Below are 18,114 nucleotides of genomic sequence, written 5' to 3'. Positions count from 1 at the left end.
AGATGGCGATCATCTGGTGAGCAAAACAGCCATGACTCGGGTTGAAGGAGAAAATAGTCGATTACGGCACCATCTGGCGCGGCTGCACCGCAAAACCTTCTGCTATTCCAAGTCCATTGAGATGCTTCAGGCATCGATTCGCTTGTTAATTTACTACTTGAAGCATCGACAAGTGCCTACTTTGAAATGATCATTCACCCATTGTGCAACGCCCAAAATCTAACTGGAGTTTAGACTTAAGTGTGATAAGTTGATGCGCGTGTGCTCTAACCGTTGTTTGTGGAGTGCTCCGCCTAAGTATAGTGGCAGAGGTAGACCGCGTGTACATGGTGCCAAGTTCAAGCTCAACGCTGCAACCCTGACCAGTCGGTTGAGGTGAATGACCCCAGACAAGGACGACTGCGCTTGCGCTGCTAGCAGCAGATGCACTTCCGCTCTGCAACGACTCATTCGATGCAACTGGTCTTGGTGGAACGACTTGATGCACAGAGCAATTGCCGCATGGATAAACCTGTCTGGCTGACTTGGGTAGGTGAATCAATCCACCGCTAGACCAAATTTGGCAACTCTACTGCCGCCGGTTTGAGGTTGACCACTGGTTTCGCTTTGCCAAGCAACGACTGCATTGGATCCTGCCCAATCTCAGCATCGCTAAACAAGCCGAACGTTGGAGTGATCTGATGCCCCTGCTCGCTTGGCATAAGAATGTTAACGACGACAAGAACTTGTTAACGACGACAGATAAAGTGTTACCTGATACCGGGAATGGGCAGTGAGGGACTCGAACCCGCGACATCCTGCTTGTAAGGCAGGCGCTCTACCAACTGAGCTAACCGCCCGGAGAGGCTGTGAAATTCCATCAATTGAAATCGCACGAATTCTAATATAGCAGATAAATTTGATTCTGCTGCGCTAAATCGCAGATAAACTATTAAAACTGCTAATCTAATTTGCTCCGTTCAATCATGCCATCGGGTCGGACGCACGATCGTATTACGCTTTGGACTCTGCCCATATTGGCGGGGCTGACGTTGGCGATCGCCCGCAACAGCACGATTACGCTGATTATTTGTGCAGGCTTTCTGTTTGGCGGTTTGATGTTTGGGCCTGACCTGGATGTGCTGTCGATTCACTACAAGCGCTGGGGCTGGCTCCGCTGGATCTGGATTCCCTACCGGGGCAGCATGAAGCATCGCTCAATCTGGTCACACGGCCCGATTATCGGCACAACGGTGCGGGTTCTCTATCTCTCGGTTTGGCTAACCTTTTTGGGGCTATTAGGCTTAGCTTTGATTAATGAAGTGCTGCGCGTCGGCTGGACGTGGAATGGAATTGGGCAATCATTGCAACGATCGTTTCAGCGTTACACGATTGAGTGGCTGCTGTTTTGCCTGGGCTTGGAATTGGGGGCATTAAGTCATTACGTAGCGGACTGGGGTGTATCCGCTCAAAAGCGCTATAAAACTCAAGGATGGAAAGCTGTCTTGCCACCTGCACCCAAAGCCAAGAAACGCATGACTAGACGGAGTAAGGGACAACGGCAAAGTAAACGTTAGCTAAGATCAACCCATTCTCATGTTAGTCTTTGTTTTTTTATGTCTACCCCACCCGCATCTCACTCATTTGAGTCAGCTATTCTCAGCGCCCTGCAACGGCTAGTTGAAGTTGTGGCACAGTTGCGATCGCCCAACGGGGGCTGTCCCTGGGATCTAGCCCAAACACCTGAAACGCTGATTCCTTATGTAGTTGAAGAAGCCTACGAAGTAGTAGATGCGATTCGGCAGGGCAATCAGGAGGCGATCGCCGATGAGTTAGGAGATTTGCTGCTGCAAGTTGTTTTACAGGCGCAGATTGCTAGTGAAGCTGGGCAGTTTGACCTCAAGGATGTGGCAGAAGGAATTACCGAAAAGCTAATTCGCCGTCATCCGCATGTGTTTGGCGATGTCGAGGTGCAGAGCGTGGAGGAGGTGCATCAAAACTGGGAGCAAATCAAAGCGGCTGAAGAACAGTCTCCTGCTGAGCCTCAGCGACTCACCCCGCGACTCAGCCGCTATGCGCGATCGCTCCCTCCACTAATGGCGGGGATGAAAATCTCCCAAAAAGCAGCAGCGGCTGGATTTGAGTGGGAAAACGTAGACGGTGTATGGCAAAAGTTTCATGAGGAGCTAGCAGAATTTCAGCAGGCGATCGCTTCTGAAAGCAAAGCCAACCAGCAAGCCGAGTTAGGTGATTTACTCTTTACCCTGATTAATATTGCTCGCTGGCATGACCTCGACCCGGTCGAAGCGCTTGAGGGCACTAACCAGCGATTTATTCAGCGTTTTGCCCAGGTGGAGGCAGGGTGCGATCGCCCCCTTTCGACTTACACTTTGGACGAACTAGAAACGCTGTGGCAGCGAGCAAAGGCAAAATTGGCGGGTGGAGATTAGGGTCGCAGCGTAGCTTGCTGTAGGGGCTTGGCACTGCCAAGCCCCTACCTAGACCAAACCTAATCCACGATAGCGCTTGTTCATTTACTTACAGGACGAGGGACATGGCCCGCATCACCATTTTGACGGTTGGCTCTCGTGGCGACATTCAACCCTTTTGCGCGATCGCCTTAGGCTTAATCCAAAGCGGACACCAAGTCACATTGGCGAGTAGTCCTAACTTTGCTGACTTTGCCGCTCACTGGAACATTCCGTTTATACCGATCGCGGGTGATTTTAAGCAACTCCTGAGTTCACCAACAGGACTGGAGCTACTCGAAGGCAATCGGGTGAAGCTGATTCCTGAGGAACTGCTGTGGCAACAGCTTTTGGATGCCTGGAATGCCTGTCACGGAGCGGATTTGATTGTGTTTTCGCCTCTAGCGCTGTGGGGCTACCATCTCGCTGAAGCGCTCAAGGTTCCTGCAATTTTGGCGACCCAAATTCCTATCGCTGCAACGCGAACTTTCCCTTTTCTGGGTTTTACCGAACGCACCGACCAGCGGTTGCCAGGGCTAGCCAACCTTTTGAGCTATCATCTGGTGGGATTCCTCGGCTGGCGTTCCAATGCAAAGCTGATCAATCGGTTTCGACAAGACGTGCTGCACCTGCCTCAATTGCCCTGGGCAGGAGCCCGATATCGGCGTGATGCGTCTCCGTTCCTTTCACCCCTGACCATTGTTAATTGCTATAGTGCAGCGGCGATCGCCCCTCCTTCAGATTGGGGCCCGGCAGTTTACCAAGCGGGATACTGCTTTCTCAATACAGCAGACTCATTTACTTCCTCACCCAAACTACAAGCCTTTTTGGATGAAGAGCCAAAGCCATTCTATGTTGGCTTTGGCAGTATGATCCCTCGGCATCCTGAGCAGTTAGCTCAAACGATCGTCTCAGCTTTAGCGACAACCAAACAGCGAGCCATTCTCTGTTCCGGTTGGGGGAGCGTTAGCACCGACCTGTCCCCCTCCATCTACCGACTTGAGGAAGCTCCTCACGATTGGCTTTTCCCTAGAGTCAGTGCTGCAATTCATCATGGCGGTTCAGGAACCGTAGCTGCGACATTACGGGCAGGTATTCCCTCTATCGTTGTCCCTTTCTTTGGAGACCAGCCAACTTGGGGGAATTTGCTCGTACAACTGGGAGTTTGTCCCGCCACTCATCGTCAATCAGAACTCACTAGCGATCGCCTCGTTGCCAGTATCCAAACCGTTCTTGAGGATTCCAGCTTCCGAGAACGGGCCCAACAGTTGCAGGTACAACTGCAAGCTGAGGATGGGGTAGCACGAGTCGTCTCAGTAGTTGAGTCCCAGCTTCAGCGCTGAGGTTTGGTATCCAATTTCACCACGAAAACCTGCGGGACAAATCTTTGTCGGTTACTGCCTGCCTTAACCAATCTCAGTCACCTTAGCTCTGACGGTCAAAGATACCCCACTCCTGAACGCCTTGACTTTGTAAGACTGATTCTGCCTGCCCGACTTCGGTGTCCGAGCCTTCTAAAAAGACCAGATAGTTTCCCCCAATCAGGCGATCGCTATAAACTCTAGCTTGCTCTTCGGGAATACCAGAATCCGCTAAAGCATGAATCAAACGATTGGTTTCTAAGGTTCCGAGTCCGGTTCCTGCAAGGTTAGTTAGAAGAGCTGCACCTAAAGTACCTGCCGCCAGTACAGGACCCGCTCCAGGAATAGCTAGACTTGTTAAACCTAGTAGGATTGTGCCCCAGGTAGCTCCTGAGACGGCATTTGAGACGACTTGGGTAGGGCTCTCTACATCTTGTCCTCCGACGCGATCGCTCATCTCAACTCCAGCGACTTGCTTCTCATCATCACCCTGTTTAGCAATGACGGAGACTTTGTCCATTGAAAAGTTAGACGCTTTTAACTCATTTAATGCGCTCTCAGTGTTCTCATGGTTAGGGAACACTCCAACCGCTAATTTTTGACCTTCAGCCATATTTTCCTCCTTCTGCAAACATCTGTCTAACTAGTTAAATGTTTAGAACGGAACAGATGCAGAACTATTGTTTGGGTTATGCCATCATTCTTGTTGTTCTCCTCTAAATGCTCATCAATCAAAAGATGTAAGCAACATTGACTCACAACTGGTGCTTCTGGTACTTCTTCACAAACTATTCTCTAGAAGTAAAGCTAGATAAGCTCAAAGACAGACCTTGTCAGCGTAGGCAATCGATAGCATGAGGCTAATCTTAGTGAACTGGAGACTATTTAGCCATGCAAACCACTACACCCGAAAAAACTGCAGTTACTCCTATTGCTCCAGCTTATAATGGCAGCGATCGCAATGCCTGGATCTTTGGCTGGAACCCCCAACAAGAGCTATGGAATGGTCGTCTTGCCATGCTCGGTTTTGTGGCTTACTTGCTTTGGGATTGGGCAGGCTACAGTGTTCTTCGAGATGTGCTTCACCTGATTCATTAATTAGGCTTTAGCCAGGTCTAAAACTAGTTGGTGATGGTCCGCCAAAGATGAGCGATGTCCTACGCTCAAAAAGGTAGCACCAATTGCAGACAGATGTTGATAGAGTCGTTCTTCATTGTCGAGGTCAAGGGCACTAGTTGCTTCATCTAAAATGGCGTAGTTTGGCTTGTTTAACAGTAGCCGGGCAAAGGTGAGCCGCTGTTGTTCTCCTAGAGATAAAACATCGGCCCACTCTCGTTCGGCATCAAAGCCACCAAACCGTTCATCTAAATCTGCTAAATTCACCTGTTCCAAAACTTGCTTAAGGTGTTGGTCTTCGACCTGAAGCTGAGTGTTGGGATAAAGCAACTGGTCGCGCAATGTTCCCATGACCATATAAGGACGCTGAGGTAGAAACAGGATTTGGTCTGGTTTAGGACGCATGATTTTGCCTGTTCCAGCATTCCACAGACCTGCGATCGCCCGCAGCAGCGAACTCTTTCCACATCCACTTGGCCCCATCACCAATAACCCTTGCCCCGACGGAATTTCTATCGACAAGTCTTTGATCAAGGTGCGTTGTCGATTCGGCGTCTGTAAAGTGAGGTGCTCTAAAGCAAGGCGATCGGATTCGACCACTTGAATGACGGAGGGTTGACCAGAATTGAAGGATGCTTCAGTTTGTATTCCCTCAATGGACGTACCTGCTGCTGTGGCTGCTGTTGTCTGGGTTTGATCCGTTTCAACCTGTTCTAGAAATTCAGCGAAGGTGTACAAACGATTGATTCCGGCTGTGAAAGTGGTGAGTGACTGAAAGCGAGCAACTATGATGTTGAGTGAGAAAAAGACGCGCACAAAAGCACCCTGCGCTTCGCTCACCTTTCCCACTTCGATCTCCCCGGCAAAAATTCCAGGAGCTACTACCAGTGCGGGCAAAATGAACGGAATAAACTCATAGGCATTGGTCAAAACGTTTAGACTTAACTCCCAAACAAGGAGCCGTTTAACATTCTCAAACACCTCTGAAAACCGCTGATTGACCTGGTTTGATTCGCGTTCTTCACCTCGGTAAAAGGCGATCGCTTCTGCATTTTCCCGAATTCGCACCAGGCTAAAGCGGAAGTTGGCTTCTCGTCTTAACTGTTCAAAGTTTAGCCGCACCAGCGGTTTGCCAAATACACCTGTTGTTACTAATGTCCCGACTAGCGCATACAGTCCTAGAAAAAACACGAGTGGTCTGGAAACGCTCCACAGCACACCACTAAAGGCAACCACAGCTAGAAATGATTCTACAAGTGCCAACAAAAAGGTGAGTGATTCTTGAGTAAAACTGCGAACATCTTCAGCAATTCGCTGGTCGGGGTTATCGATGTTGATGTCTGAAATGTTGAGTTGATAGTAGGCGCGATCGCTGAAATAGCGATTCACAAACCGCTCAGTTAGCCAGCGTCGCCATTGTAAACTGAGGCGATCGCGCAAATAAGTGTAGCCAGCCAGCAGCGGCGCATAGATCACTAGCACTGTTAAGAAGATCATCACCGTTTGCCAAAATCGCGGCTCATCCTGAGCAGAGAGGGCTGAAATCAGCACTCCGCGCTTGTTGTTGAGCAAAACGCTTAGCCCTGTGTAGGCTAACAAAAACAAAACAACTCCCAGCAGTAGTCCTCTAGCCTGCCACTTTTCGTCCCCTGACCAGTAGGATTTGGCGATCGCCCAAAACTGCTGAAAGACTTGTAAATTCAATCGATCCATCAACTTATTTCCTTTAGGACTGGTTTGCTTACATTACTTGCTTGCATTACTCCTGCGTTACCGATTTAACCCGCAGTGTTTCAGGTACTCGGCGGGTCAGGGTGATAGCTCGGGTTGCCATTAATAACACCATTGCCATCCACAGCAGATGAGCACTGTGAAGTTGCCAGGCGATCGCCCCCATTGGCACAAAGCCTAGCAAAGTTGCCACAACAGTAGATTGACGCAAAATTTGTCCCTCAGTCAAACCCAAAAAGTAGCCATCCAGAGTGTAGGCGATCGCCCCAAAACCGAGAACCGGAAATAGCCACAGCACAAACCGATTTACCTGCTCCAACACATCTGCATGGTTTGTCAGTAGCCCAAATAACGGCATGGGAAAGAGGGCAAACGCCGCCGCAAAGGCAAGCCCTAACCCCAGGCTCACTCCCCCTGATAGCCAAATTAGTGTCAGCAGGCGATCGCTTGCGCCTTGACCATAAAACTTGCCCGCAAAACTCTCCGTTGCAAACGCTAACCCATCAATAAAATAAGCTGCCAGTGTGACGACTTGCAGCAATAGAGTATTCGTTGCCAATACCGTTGTTCCCAGAGCAGAGCTGAAATTTGTAAATAGCGCAAAAGCTGACACCAGCGCAAAGGTGCGAACCACAATATCACCATTCAGGAGAAACGCCGCTCTCCAATCGCTCAGGTCAAACAGTTTTGCTATGACCGCTTGAACCTGGCTTAGCTTCAGTTCTCGGCTCACCAAGACTAGCCCTATCAGAAGCATGAGACACTGACTGAGTCCTGTTCCCCAACCCGCACCTGCGCTCCCCCACCCCTGCTGCACTACAAACAGGTAATCCAGTATCACATTAGTTCCATTTCCAATAAGCGAAAGCACCAGCACTTTACCTCCATGCTCTCGCCCTAGAAACCAACCAATCAGCACAAAATTTATCAGAGTTGCAGGTGCTGCCCAGATCAACGCGTTGTAGTAATTAATGCCTGCGGCTTTTACCTCTGGCTCTGCACTCAAAAGGGCAAACCCAATTTCTCGTAGGGGATATTGCAAAATCCAGATTGCTATTCCTATTGCCAGTGCCAGTCCAGCGTTACGTAACCCAACTAATAGGACACCATCTTGATCTTGCCGTCCGACTGCTTGGGCGGTCATTCCCGTTGTCGCCATCCGCAGAAAGCCAAACGTCCAATAGATGTAATTGAATAAAACTGTTGCTAGCGCCACACCTGCCAAATGACGGATTTCTGGCAAATGCCCTAAAAACGCCATATCGACTAGCCCTGCTAACGGCACCATCAGGTTAGAAAGCACATTGACAGCAGCTAGTTGAAAGAAGCGATCGCGAAACTGCATAGAATGCATGAAAATAGGTGAAAAGGAACAGTTACACTCCCTAGCCTCTCACAACTCACTGCAATTAACCCCGCACCTGGAGGTTAACCTCCTGCATAAATCACGTTTCCAAGCATGAATGGTAGCGTGGTGAAGCCACGCTACCATTCATGCTTGAGGTCTATTGAGAGAAAAGGATGTATCCCTGTCTTCCGAGAGTGCATCCTTAGTTTGCGGAAAGATAACTAGTTCACACAAAACAACTCTAATATCTGTTGGAACTAGAACTCGATACGGTTGTTTCACGACGGGTTGGAGTTCTGTCCTTAGGCTTGAGACCAGCCAAACCCAGCAATCCAAGCAAGCCTAGCCAGCCCCAGTCAAAGTCGCGATCGCCCTCAGCCGCCTGAACATCACTGGTTGTATCGCCAGTTTCCTGTCCACCCGTAGTCGTTGTGTTAGGGCTTACGGTAGGAGCGGTTGTAGTACCATCAGTTGAGCCACCCGTGGTACCTGCAGGAGCCGTTGTTCCACCCGTTGTTCCACCGGTTGTTCCGCCTGTTGTCCCACCTGTTGTCCCACCCGTTGTTCCGCCTGTTGTCCCACCTGTTGTCCCATCGATAGCAGTACCGGGCGTTGTAACCGTACCGTCAGTTCCACCCGTGGTACCCGTGGTATTTCCTTCAATGTCTCCTGTGGTGCTGCCTGTCGTGCCACCGGTTGCTCCACCCGTCGCACCGTCAACAGTTCCACCTGAAGGACTGCTAGGAGCTGTAGTCGTGCCACCTGTGGTGCCACCTGTCGTTCCACCAGCACCCCCTGTCTGAGCAGAAGCATTAAATGCAAAAGGGAAAGCGGCCAGGCTAAGGGCGCAAACGCTACTTAGAATAGTTTGTGTTAAAGCTGTAGATTTCATGGTTTTAGTTTCTGGTACTTTCTCAATGTCTAAGTGAGTTTTTAAGGTGTAGGTAGAGCGGTAGTGCTAGCCGTAAAAGAGTCTAATGATTCATAACCGTCGCTTTGCCTCCTATCTGTTCCGCTATTAACAGAAGGAATCCTGGAAATGTTGAGCAAAATTTTAGTGATTTAGGACTCAACACCTCCAGGCAAACAACGAGGAAAACTAGAACTATCTTTGTTGCTAATTCTGATGTTAATCCTGGAAGTTTGCTAGAGCGTCTACCATAGGAACATCTTTGTTTTAAGTTGATTTGTAACTAGAAACACAAAGCTTCTCACTGGAAAATTCACTATTTTGGAGCTTGCTCAATGTGTATAGAGTGTGCTTAAAAAGTGCAGTTTCAGGTAAAAACGGTATTAGCTTTTAGCTATTTCGAATTGCTGGCAGTTGCCACCAGGGTACATGAGGATGCTCATGATGCTCTTCATGGTAACCAAAGTAATAACAGGTGATGAAAGACAAGAACACAGGCAACGAAGTGCTTTGAGTATGATGAGAATTGGTATAGCCGTCCTGGGGTTCTCGGTGAGGTAGAAACGTTCCAAAGTAAAACAGCTGTAACGAACTTAGAACAGGAGGAATAATCCAAAACAAAATTAGATTTGTCTCAGGCACATGGAGGATATACTTGCTCAAATTGAAGGCAACTATCAAACTGATTGATTGCTGTAGATTCCAGTATCTCTTAATAAAGAGAAAATACCAGGAAAAGAAACTTTTATGTTTGAAATCGTGAAAATCTGGGTCAAGCTCACTTCCCGGGTGGCGATGATGCAGCCAATGTTTTTTTAACAAGCGCTTATAGGAAAAAAATGCATAGCAAAACGCTGCAACTGAACCAATTAAATAGTTGGCTTTAGGATTTTTGGGAAAGACCACTCCATGCATCGCGTCATGCGCCGTGATGAATAGCCCCGTGTACAAAAAAGTCTGCCAAAGTAAAACAAAAATCACTCCTAGAATCGGCAGCTTTGACACATCTGTAGAAAGCAGCAAAACTAGACTGCTTATCCAAAGACCAAAGATCGTAGAAGCAATTAGGACTCCATAATTTTTTGCCTGTTTAACAGTTGTTGAAGCGAATTCTACAGGCTTAATAGATGCTGTCTGAACCACGTAGGAACTCCATTGCAGGGTAGAAAATTATTTGCGATCGCCAAATCTTAAAATCTGTCAAGGCTTCGCTATATATCTAAATCCTAACTACCCAGGTACTTAGGGAAGTCTACCTATAGTCCTAACTGATTCCTATCTTGAGAGTAATATCGAGTGACATCAGCATTCAAGCCTTGTGATGTTTGATACCGCAGGCTTGCTATTTGAACCTAGGAAAAGTACAGTTTATAGAAGCTTGTCGGCTTTGCCGATATAGCACATAGAAGTATCTCGGTTAATTTGAATCTTAAACAAATCTGCTTCTCCACCTTCACTCCGAGTACTCAATCCCTTGAGAAGAATGTCTTTAAGAACTCCAAAGTTCATCCCATTAGTAACATCAAATCCTTTAACCTCAATATTAGAAAAATGCTTCTCTCTCAGCATCAAATTCAACTCATCAGGCTTAATAAATTTGTTCCAATCATGAAGTCCACGGGGTATCTGGTTTAGAACATCCTCTAGAAGCCAAATCATCACCAATTTTGACTTAAAAGTTCTGTTAATTGTATCAAATAGAAATACTCCGCCCTGGGATAGGACTCTATGAACTTCTGAAAGCACCTTTTCTAGGTTTGATACGTGTTCTAGCACATCAAAGCATAACACCACATCAAAGGTATGACTACTATAGGGCAGGACTTCGGCAGATCCTTGTTGATAATCGATTTCAAGTTGACTTTGGCTTGCGTGCTCTTTTGCAACTTTAATTGAGTTCTCAGACAGATCGATTCCTGATACCTCAGCGCCCAGTTTGGCTAAAGCTTCACAAGCTAATCCCCCTCCACAGCCAACGTCTAGAACTTTAAGATTTTTCCAGTTTGGAATGTAGCTAGCGGCAAACTCAAACCTTGTTTGATTGAAGTGATTTGACAAATGTAAGGTTTCGCCGTTCTTCCACCATTTCTCAGCGTTTAAATCGTAGTATTCCAAGTCATTTTTCTTCATCGTTTCCTTCCTATACCAATTTAATCTGAGAATGTTACAGATATGGGTAGGAGCGCACCGCAGTGCGCCCTTACAGTCTTATAGAAATTGATGTGTCGTGAAATCTGTTTAACCCGATATTGTTTCTATTTGGCGAAATCAGGAGTTGTCAAAGGAAAACTCCTGATTTGTTCAATTTGATTCGCTGTTCAGACTACTCCCAACCTAGGGGCGGCTCAATCGGTGTCTCTTCTGACTTTCCAACACTTGCCCCGGGCTTATCGACAATTTGAATTGTTGTCGCGTGGAGCAATCCCTCTTCACTCTCTATGGCTTCAAACCGAACACCTGTCCCTATCTCAAGGCGATCGAAATCATTGTGTAGTACACTGTCGCAATTGAAATAGATATCTTCTCCTCCAAGAGTTTTGAGAAAGCCATAGTTCTGCTCTTTGAATAATTTGGTGACAAGAGCAGTAGTATCTTGGACTTCGTCGCTTACTCCAGCAGTATCATGCTCCCGCTGCTGTCTTGCTAAATCTCTAAGCTGTCGCCAAGCTTTGCTAAATGCATCTCGAATTACCGTATCGAGTTCAGGATACTGATTGCGCTCTCCGAGAGTGGGATTACTCTCTGCGACCAGCTCATGGCTGGGAGGAACGGTCATATCGAGTCGAACTCGATAAGGAGATCCACCGCGAGGGTGGTCATGTACTTTTTCAACTGCAATATGGCAACTACTGATGTAATTACAGACCTGCTCCAATTTGTTTAGTTTCTCATCGATTAGAGAGGCGATCGCCTCAGTCTTGTCAACGCCTCGGTAGGTAATTTCTGGTGGAACTTTCATCTGCATCCTTCCTTTAATCTGAGAACTCCGGCTTCCAGGCAGTAAAGCGCATGTAGGGTAGATGAGGAGCCTGGGAAACGCCCATGGAAGCACCATCTTAAGGAATTGAAAGTTATCTCTCCTCTAACTCACGAGCCGTTATATTCATCCAAGTACCTGTCTAATAGGAGAGGTATAAGAGAAACAAGATGATACCCAACAGCATCTTGAGACTAAGAACTCTGCCTGCGTAGCATGTTCATCTTTTCTAGACTTAGCGTAAGAGATGAACATCACAAAACAAATTCATCATGAACTCCTCTTTGGACATAGCCGGAACTGACTTTAAGAATGAAGTTAGGCTTTTGAAACTGGTCTTGAATGTTAAGTGAGTAGCTAGCAGTTCAATTAAGTGCTATTGCTACGCCATTCAATACAGTTCATTTTGGAAAAGACATTACTATGCAAGCATCATCTGACAACATGCAAGTTCGCTACTGTGCGCTAAGTTTGGGCATTCTTTTCCTGCTATTAGGATTAGCGGGTTTTGTGCCTGCTTTTGTCGCTCCGCCTGCGGATGTCTCCTTCGCTAGCGGTTATGGCAATCTATTTGGCATCTTTCCAACCAACTACTTCCACAACGCTATTGGAGTTTTGGTTGGACTTTGGGGAATTGCTGCTTTTACCAGTCTAGGTGGCTCAATCACCTTCAACCAAATTTTCGCTTTTGTGTATGCCGCACATGCCATTCTAGGGATAATTCCTTTCACCAACACTTTCTTTGGCATTGCACCCCTGTTTGGCAACAACGTTTGGTTTAATGCAATTCTTGCCGGTATTGCTTACTACTACGGATTCGTAAAGCCTACAGTGCTCGACCGAGTTGGAGTATCCGCTAATGCTCAGAAAGCGGCTTAGTTCAACCATTAATATCCCTGGAATCAGCAAAACTTACAACACTTAATCGATCAACAAATTTAAGGAGAAAATTATGCCCGGTGGTCATGCTAGTCACAAAGGCGGTGGAACGAAACACAGTCATGACAATAGTCAGATTGATTCTGCTGCAAACCTTGTAGGAGATCCAGAGAACCTTTTAGATGAAGGCGAAGGATATCCCTTTGATGAGCAGGGAACAGAGATTAACCCTGCTGCGACAGAGCGTCCTAGTGAAAGCTCAGCGGAGCAACAGAAACAGGAGTAAACATAGGGGTTGTGCTTCAAGACCTTCTGATTGTTAGAGGGTTTTTAAGAGAGTGTTTGCAGAGTAGCGTATATTTTGGTGGGGCATAGCATTCGGGCAAGAATTTTTGGTCTATTCCAAAGTTTACCTACCGAATGCTATGCCCCTACAATTTCTCTAGGTTACAGAACAGGCTTTTCGAACATCCTTCAAACGCTAGCATTCATGCAAAAGGTTTATTCTTCTGCGGGTACCAAACTGCGCTTGGGAAGAAGGTTCAACAAGCCTACAGTTAGCGCTACCAGTGCAGTGGTATAGAACACTGTTGGGAGATTGGAATGGGTGAAGACAAACCCCAACAGAATGGGAGATAGGAACTGTGCCAGAAAACTCACGCCTGTTCCAGTTGCCAGGACAGTTGACTGTAGGTTGCCAGGCGCTAGCTCAGCTAAGCTACTGTAGAGCGTTGGTACAACGATGCCGAAGCCAAAACCAAACAAAATCGCGACGGGGAGCAAAGTTTGCATCTGGTGCAGGTAAGGCATTGTCGCCAAAGTGAGTGACATGGTTACAGCCCCTAGAATGATCGTCCAACTTTCACCAATTTGTTTGACCAAACGTCGCACCAGAAAGGCAGAAACTAGCGCTGCGCCACCTGCCTTCGTCGCTAACACAATGCCAATTGAAACGGTATTGCTGCTCATATCCGTTTTCATATAGATCGGCAAATAGACGATCAGGGCATACACGCTGGCTGACACCAACGCTAAACACAGCAACAGTTTCAAGATTTGAGGTTGACGAAATAGCTGAGCGGGTGTGGCAACTTCCGACACCGTAGCATTTTGGGAAGATTCTGCTGAAGATTTCTCGGTATCCTTTTGGGTAGACAGAGCTTCAACATTCAAACCAGTAGATTGGCGACTGCCATAAAACACAACAGCAGCCCATAGCGCCAGTGGAATTCCCAATCCGTATAACCCAAAGACAAAGTGCCAGTCGATTGTGCCAATCCAGCCTGCAATCAACGGATAGACAATGTTAGCCAGGGTTAAAGTGGTAGCGACATAGGCGATCGCCTGTGCCCGTGCTTCACCTTGGTAAAGCTTGCTAACTAACCCCAACCCTGCCGCTGCAATACCGCCATTGGCGATCCCTAACAGGGCCCGTGTTGCCAACAGCGGTGTGAAACTGTGCATTAATACTCCTGATATGCCAAAGACGGCGTAGCAGACCAGAGACGGTAGCAGCAGCCGAATTTGTCCAATTCGGTCAGCCAAAATTCCAAGCAATGGCGTAAAGATTGCTAAGGTCAGAAAGTGAAAACTGATCAGGTTGCCAGCTTGGGCCGTTTCAAAATGGAGGCTGTTTGCCATTTCCGGCAAGATGGGAGCTAAGATTGCCCCAGTCATGGCAATCAAAGAACTTGCAGCTAGCAATACCAACAGCCTGGAGTCAGAAAAATTCATACGCTGTGCAACTTAACACCACTCAACAGCAACAGGTCAATTCCAAAAGCTGCCCAAAAATTTGGGCACTTTCAGAAGAGTTACCAGATCAAGCTTTAAACAGCAAGGGCCAGCAAGTTTCTGTGTCTGTTAAGTCGTATGTTGGGTGAGGCATCGCGAAACCCAACAGAATCGCGGCAGGAGTTGGGTTCCGCCTTGCTCCACCCAACATACATCAGAAGATTTGTCAGTCAATCGGGTGGAGGAATTCGATGAACCCTTACCGATTCCCTTCTACTTCCTCCTCACACCTCCGAGAAGCTGCCAACTGCCCGCTGCAGCGAGGCTAGGGAGCGATTGTAGCCGAGAATTGCTTGCAGCAAATTGACCTCTGCCTGAGTGAGATCGGATTGCGCTTGCAGGACTTCAGTTTGGGTGCCGACTCCTGCCCGATAGCGCAGTCTAGCTAGGCGCAGGGCTTCGGTGGCAAAGTCTACGGCTTGAGTGGCTGTGCGCGTATTCTCAAAGCTGGACTGGAGGGTAAAGTAGGCTTGCTCGACTTCAAGCCGCACCTGGTTACGCACGTTGGCAAATTGGGTTTCGGCGATCGCCACATTGGCTTCCTCCTGTGCGGCTCTAGCTCTAGTTGCTCCACCATCAAACAGGTTCATGTTCATTCGCAAACCTAGCTGATAAGTATCATCCAGCCCACCTTCCTGGTTGAGTGTGTCCTGCACCCCATAGCTAGCAAAAGCTGAAACTTGCGGTCCTAACTCCGATAACGCTGCTCGTCGCTGTTGCTGGCTAATCTCGCGCTGTACCAACTGCTGCTCTAGCTCCGCCCGGTTTTGGTAAGCGAGAACGATGCTTTCTTCAAGATTGGGTAACCAGTCTCCTGCGACCCGAACGGGATCAGCCGCCGCTACATTCACCGACTCAGCAATGCCAAGTCGCTGTCGCAATTGACGACGAGAAACTTCCTGCTGACTCAACGCTTCGACCAGGTCTTGCTGGGCGTTCGCGACATCTACTTGAGCCTGAAGCTGCTCAAATCGGGTACCAATGCCAGCCTGCTCTAAAGCCGTTGCGTCTCGCAGGCTAGATTCCGTTTCTGCTAGCGAGGCACGGGCAATTCTCACCTGCTCATCAGCTTCCTGAAGGTCATAGTAGTCGTTCACCACGTCTAACACAGTGGCTTCTGAAGTAACTTCTACCTGGAGCTGCTGAAGCCGCACTCGCCGCTCACCCGCACTGATTTGAGCCGATCGCCGACCTGATGTAAAGATGTCATAGTTCAGTTCTACGGAACCGCCCAATACTGCTGCTGTGGAAGAGTTATTGCCACTTTCAATTCCTAGTGCAGCTTCTAACTCTTCGGGAAGACCAGAGGATCTCTGGCTTTGCTGCAGGGTGAGGTCAGCGCCAGCCGTCAGTCGAGGCAAGTTAGCTGCTTGAGCTTCACGCAGTTCCGCCTCAGTGCGTTCTAGCTCTAGTTGAGCGGTTTGCAGGTCAAGGTTGTGACGCTGTGCTAGGGCGATCGCCTGCTCCAGGGTGATTGGCACAGCTTCTCCCACTTCCACTTCTTCAGGAAAGGTGGGTCTGGTTAAAGGATTGGGAGGTGGGGCAAATTCTTCTAAAGTGTCTAAACTAGCTGGGTTAGGGGGCGCTTGCACCTCTATTTCAATTCCTGACTCGGCATCGACTTCGATTCCCGGTTCAGCGTTCAGTAGTTGAGCAGGTTCACCTTCTGGCGCAGCATCCGGTTCCATCTGCGGTGCAACCTCAGATTCAACTTGATCTGATTCCAGGTCTGGTAGTTGAACCGGTTCGTTTTCCGGTACGACTACTGGTACAACTATTGGTTCTTCAGGAGTTGGCACCTGGAAATTTTGTTCTTCACGGATTGGTTCAAAGGGGGCAAAGTTAGGACGAGACCATTCCACTGAATTTTGCGGTGCAATTGCTGTCCATTCAGGGGAAACGGCTGCAACTTCGACACTGCCGATAGGTTCTGGTTCTAGTTCTGGTTCTGGTGTCGGTAAAGCTATTTCAACCTTGGCATCTGGCTCAGGGGCTGTCGGTGCTGAGGTAGGGCGATCGCCTGTTACACTGTGGGCAACCTCTCGATGTGCAAAAGGTTTAACAGGCTCTACTTCAGGCGGAGTAGTGACTGGGCTAAGTTCAGGTTTTGCATCATTTGCAACACTAACCGGACTTTCTTTGGTTTCCTCCAGAGCAGGGGCAGGGGTAGCGATCGCCCGTCGCGTAATCGCTTGAGCGGTAATCAGTGTAAGTGTGCAAAATACAAAAGTTGAAAAGCGCATGGAAATAATTACCTGGAATCTTGTTTCGATTGCCGGGTATGGGTTTCTACAGGGTGTCACCTCAGATCTTGCACTCATTGGCAGGGTGATCCGGAAGGTCATGGGGCATTAGATGTACATTGCATCTAATCCGCTAAAAACCCTGGTTCCCTGAAGTGGTGGCTACAGCAACGGCTCAATTTCTTCATAGGCATACAGCAGGCGATCGGCACGCAAGCGAATGACGAATTCCTGGAACACAGAAGCAATTTTGGGTTGCTCTTGCTGCGTTTGATTGAGAGAACGTTCCCAGAGGCGGTAGAGCTTGCTGGGTTGGTTCGTAGTGACTAACGCTATGGGCTATCTATTCTGGAATTTTCACATTATCCAATGCTTCTGTCTCTGCTGGATACTGAGGATTCATCGCTTCAAGGGTGTCAGCGATCGCCCTTGCTACAACCAGGTTGCGATACCACTTTTTATTAGCAGGCACTACATACCAGGGCGCGTAGTCAGTTGAGCAATTTGTAATAGCCTCCTCAAAAGCAAGCTGATAATCATCCCAAAACTGACGTTCTTTAATGTCACTAAAGGAAAACTTCCAGCGCTTATCTGGATTGTTTAAGCGACTCTCCAACCTCTTTTTTTGCTCATTCTTAGAAATGTGGAGAAAGAACTTAACCACCATGATGTGATTAAGTGTGAGCATGTGTTCAAACTCATTAATCAACTGATAGCGCTTACGCCAAACGTTTTCTGGTACTAAATCTTTGACTCGAACAATTAATACATCCTCATAGTGCGATCGATTAAAAATGGTGATCATACCGCGAGGTGGAGTTCGCTGATGATAGCGCCAGAGAAAGTCATGGCTAAGTTCTTCTACACTGGGCTGCTTAAACGACCAGACCTGACAGCCTTGAGGATTAATCCCCTGAAACACATGTTTGATTGTGCCGTCTTTGCCACCTGTATCCATTGCTTGCAGCACAATCAACAAACTACGCTGTTGTTCTGCAAACAGCCGTTCCTGTAGCTTCTGCAAGCGTTCTCTTTGATATTCGAGTTCTGCTTCGACATCCTTCTTACCCTGATAAGACTCCGCAGTGTCTGGGTCAATATCAGCAAGATGAAATGGCTCCCCTGGATGAACTCGATATAGGGGGTAATTGGGTTTCGGTGGCGGCTCATCAACAACCGCCGTCTCGGGTGACATAACCTCTGTCACGGCTGCCGTTGCTGCTGCTGCTGCCCGTTTTGTTTTAGCAGTTTCGGCTTTGTCACTGCCAGAAACAGAATTGGGGTTAGAAGAATTGGAATGGTTCATAA

Annotated in this window: 17 protein-coding genes and 1 tRNA gene; 7 read left to right on the top strand and 11 right to left on the bottom strand. The window is 48.0% G+C overall.

Features of this window, described 5'->3' with window-relative positions:
• The coding region (locus tag H6F93_RS07035; RefSeq protein WP_190678820.1) for an IS1 family transposase at positions 1-190 on the top strand (190 nt) is incomplete at its 5' end.
• 576 nt (positions 191-766) lie between these two features.
• Here the strand turns inward: H6F93_RS07035 and H6F93_RS07030 are convergent.
• A tRNA-Val gene (locus H6F93_RS07030) sits at positions 767-839 on the bottom strand.
• Positions 840-965: 126 nt separating this feature from the next.
• Here H6F93_RS07030 and H6F93_RS07025 point away from each other — a divergent pair.
• From H6F93_RS07025 to H6F93_RS07015, 3 genes are all read left to right on the top strand, one after another.
• Positions 966-1,556 carry a metal-binding protein gene (locus H6F93_RS07025; RefSeq protein WP_190679853.1) on the top strand — a complete coding sequence of 197 codons (591 nt, stop codon included), beginning with the start codon at positions 966-968 and terminating at the stop codon, positions 1,554-1,556.
• A gap of 39 nt (positions 1,557-1,595) precedes the next feature.
• Complete coding sequence (mazG, locus tag H6F93_RS07020) at positions 1,596-2,429, top strand: nucleoside triphosphate pyrophosphohydrolase (protein ID WP_190679852.1); 834 nt, start codon at positions 1,596-1,598, stop codon at positions 2,427-2,429.
• A 104-nt stretch (positions 2,430-2,533) separates the two neighbouring features.
• Complete coding sequence (locus H6F93_RS07015) at positions 2,534-3,790, top strand: glycosyltransferase (protein ID WP_190679851.1); 1,257 nt, start codon at positions 2,534-2,536, stop codon at positions 3,788-3,790.
• Positions 3,791-3,872: 82 nt separating this feature from the next.
• Here the strand turns inward: H6F93_RS07015 and H6F93_RS07010 are convergent, their stop codons facing one another.
• Entirely contained in the window at positions 3,873-4,421 is a 549-nt protein-coding gene (locus H6F93_RS07010) for a general stress protein (RefSeq protein WP_190679850.1), read from the bottom strand.
• Positions 4,422-4,699: 278 nt separating this feature from the next.
• On the opposite strand from H6F93_RS07010, the gene H6F93_RS07005 reads away from it, so the two are divergent.
• Entirely contained in the window at positions 4,700-4,906 is a 207-nt protein-coding gene (locus tag H6F93_RS07005) for a chlorophyll a-b binding domain-containing protein (protein WP_190679849.1), read from the top strand.
• Here the strand turns inward: H6F93_RS07005 and H6F93_RS07000 are convergent, their stop codons facing one another.
• The 6 genes from H6F93_RS07000 to H6F93_RS06975 all read right to left on the bottom strand — a co-directional run bounded on the left by H6F93_RS07000 (position 4,907) and on the right by H6F93_RS06975 (position 11,872).
• Positions 4,907-6,637 (bottom strand): ABC transporter ATP-binding protein/permease, encoded by a 1,731-nt coding sequence (locus tag H6F93_RS07000; RefSeq protein ID WP_190679848.1) that lies wholly within the window; start codon positions 6,635-6,637, stop codon positions 4,907-4,909. It abuts the gene before it with no gap.
• A 46-nt stretch (positions 6,638-6,683) separates the two neighbouring features.
• Entirely contained in the window at positions 6,684-8,009 is a 1,326-nt protein-coding gene (gntT, locus tag H6F93_RS06995; protein ID WP_199313531.1) for a guanitoxin biosynthesis MATE family efflux transporter GntT, read from the bottom strand.
• Positions 8,010-8,244: 235 nt separating this feature from the next.
• The gene (locus H6F93_RS33885; protein WP_190679847.1) at positions 8,245-8,895 is read right to left on the bottom strand and encodes a WGxxGxxG family protein; all 651 of its coding nucleotides are present in this window, start codon (positions 8,893-8,895) and stop codon (positions 8,245-8,247) included.
• A 408-nt stretch (positions 8,896-9,303) separates the two neighbouring features.
• Positions 9,304-10,056 carry a beta-carotene ketolase CrtW gene (gene crtW, locus H6F93_RS06985; RefSeq protein ID WP_347277257.1) on the bottom strand — a complete coding sequence of 251 codons (753 nt, stop codon included), beginning with the start codon at positions 10,054-10,056 and terminating at the stop codon, positions 9,304-9,306.
• A 225-nt stretch (positions 10,057-10,281) separates the two neighbouring features.
• Positions 10,282-11,043 carry a bifunctional 2-polyprenyl-6-hydroxyphenol methylase/3-demethylubiquinol 3-O-methyltransferase UbiG gene (ubiG, locus tag H6F93_RS06980; RefSeq protein WP_190679846.1) on the bottom strand — a complete coding sequence of 254 codons (762 nt, stop codon included), beginning with the start codon at positions 11,041-11,043 and terminating at the stop codon, positions 10,282-10,284.
• A 193-nt stretch (positions 11,044-11,236) separates the two neighbouring features.
• Positions 11,237-11,872, bottom strand: coding sequence for an HPF/RaiA family ribosome-associated protein (locus H6F93_RS06975; RefSeq protein ID WP_190679845.1), 636 nt, complete (start codon positions 11,870-11,872; stop codon positions 11,237-11,239).
• A 441-nt stretch (positions 11,873-12,313) separates the two neighbouring features.
• On the opposite strand from H6F93_RS06975, the gene H6F93_RS06970 reads away from it, so the two are divergent.
• Both H6F93_RS06970 and H6F93_RS06965 read left to right on the top strand, forming a co-directional pair.
• Positions 12,314-12,769, top strand: a complete 456-nt coding sequence (locus H6F93_RS06970) for a DUF4383 domain-containing protein (protein WP_190679844.1) — start codon at positions 12,314-12,316, stop codon at positions 12,767-12,769.
• 73 nt (positions 12,770-12,842) lie between these two features.
• Positions 12,843-13,055: a hypothetical protein gene (locus H6F93_RS06965; protein ID WP_190645407.1), complete on the top strand. Its 213-nt coding sequence runs from the start codon at positions 12,843-12,845 to the stop codon at positions 13,053-13,055.
• Positions 13,056-13,270: 215 nt separating this feature from the next.
• On the opposite strand, the gene H6F93_RS06960 is transcribed toward H6F93_RS06965, so the two are convergent.
• From H6F93_RS06960 to H6F93_RS06950, 3 genes are all read right to left on the bottom strand, one after another.
• A complete protein-coding gene (locus tag H6F93_RS06960; RefSeq protein ID WP_190679843.1) occupies positions 13,271-14,503 on the bottom strand; it encodes an MFS transporter in 1,233 nt (410 codons plus the stop codon).
• A gap of 284 nt (positions 14,504-14,787) precedes the next feature.
• The gene (locus H6F93_RS06955; protein WP_190679842.1) at positions 14,788-16,806 is read right to left on the bottom strand and encodes a TolC family protein; all 2,019 of its coding nucleotides are present in this window, start codon (positions 16,804-16,806) and stop codon (positions 14,788-14,790) included.
• Between the two features lie 343 nt (positions 16,807-17,149).
• Positions 17,150-18,112 (bottom strand): polyphosphate kinase 2 family protein, encoded by a 963-nt coding sequence (locus tag H6F93_RS06950; protein ID WP_190645411.1) that lies wholly within the window; start codon positions 18,110-18,112, stop codon positions 17,150-17,152.
• Positions 18,113-18,114: the final 2 nt, after the last annotated feature.

This window comes from Leptolyngbya sp. FACHB-671 (assembly GCF_014695745.1).
Classification (GTDB): domain Bacteria; phylum Cyanobacteriota; class Cyanobacteriia; order Elainellales; family Elainellaceae; genus JAAUTN01.
Note: the sequence above shows the minus strand (reverse complement) of the source record. Positions and strands in the feature narration are given on the sequence as shown.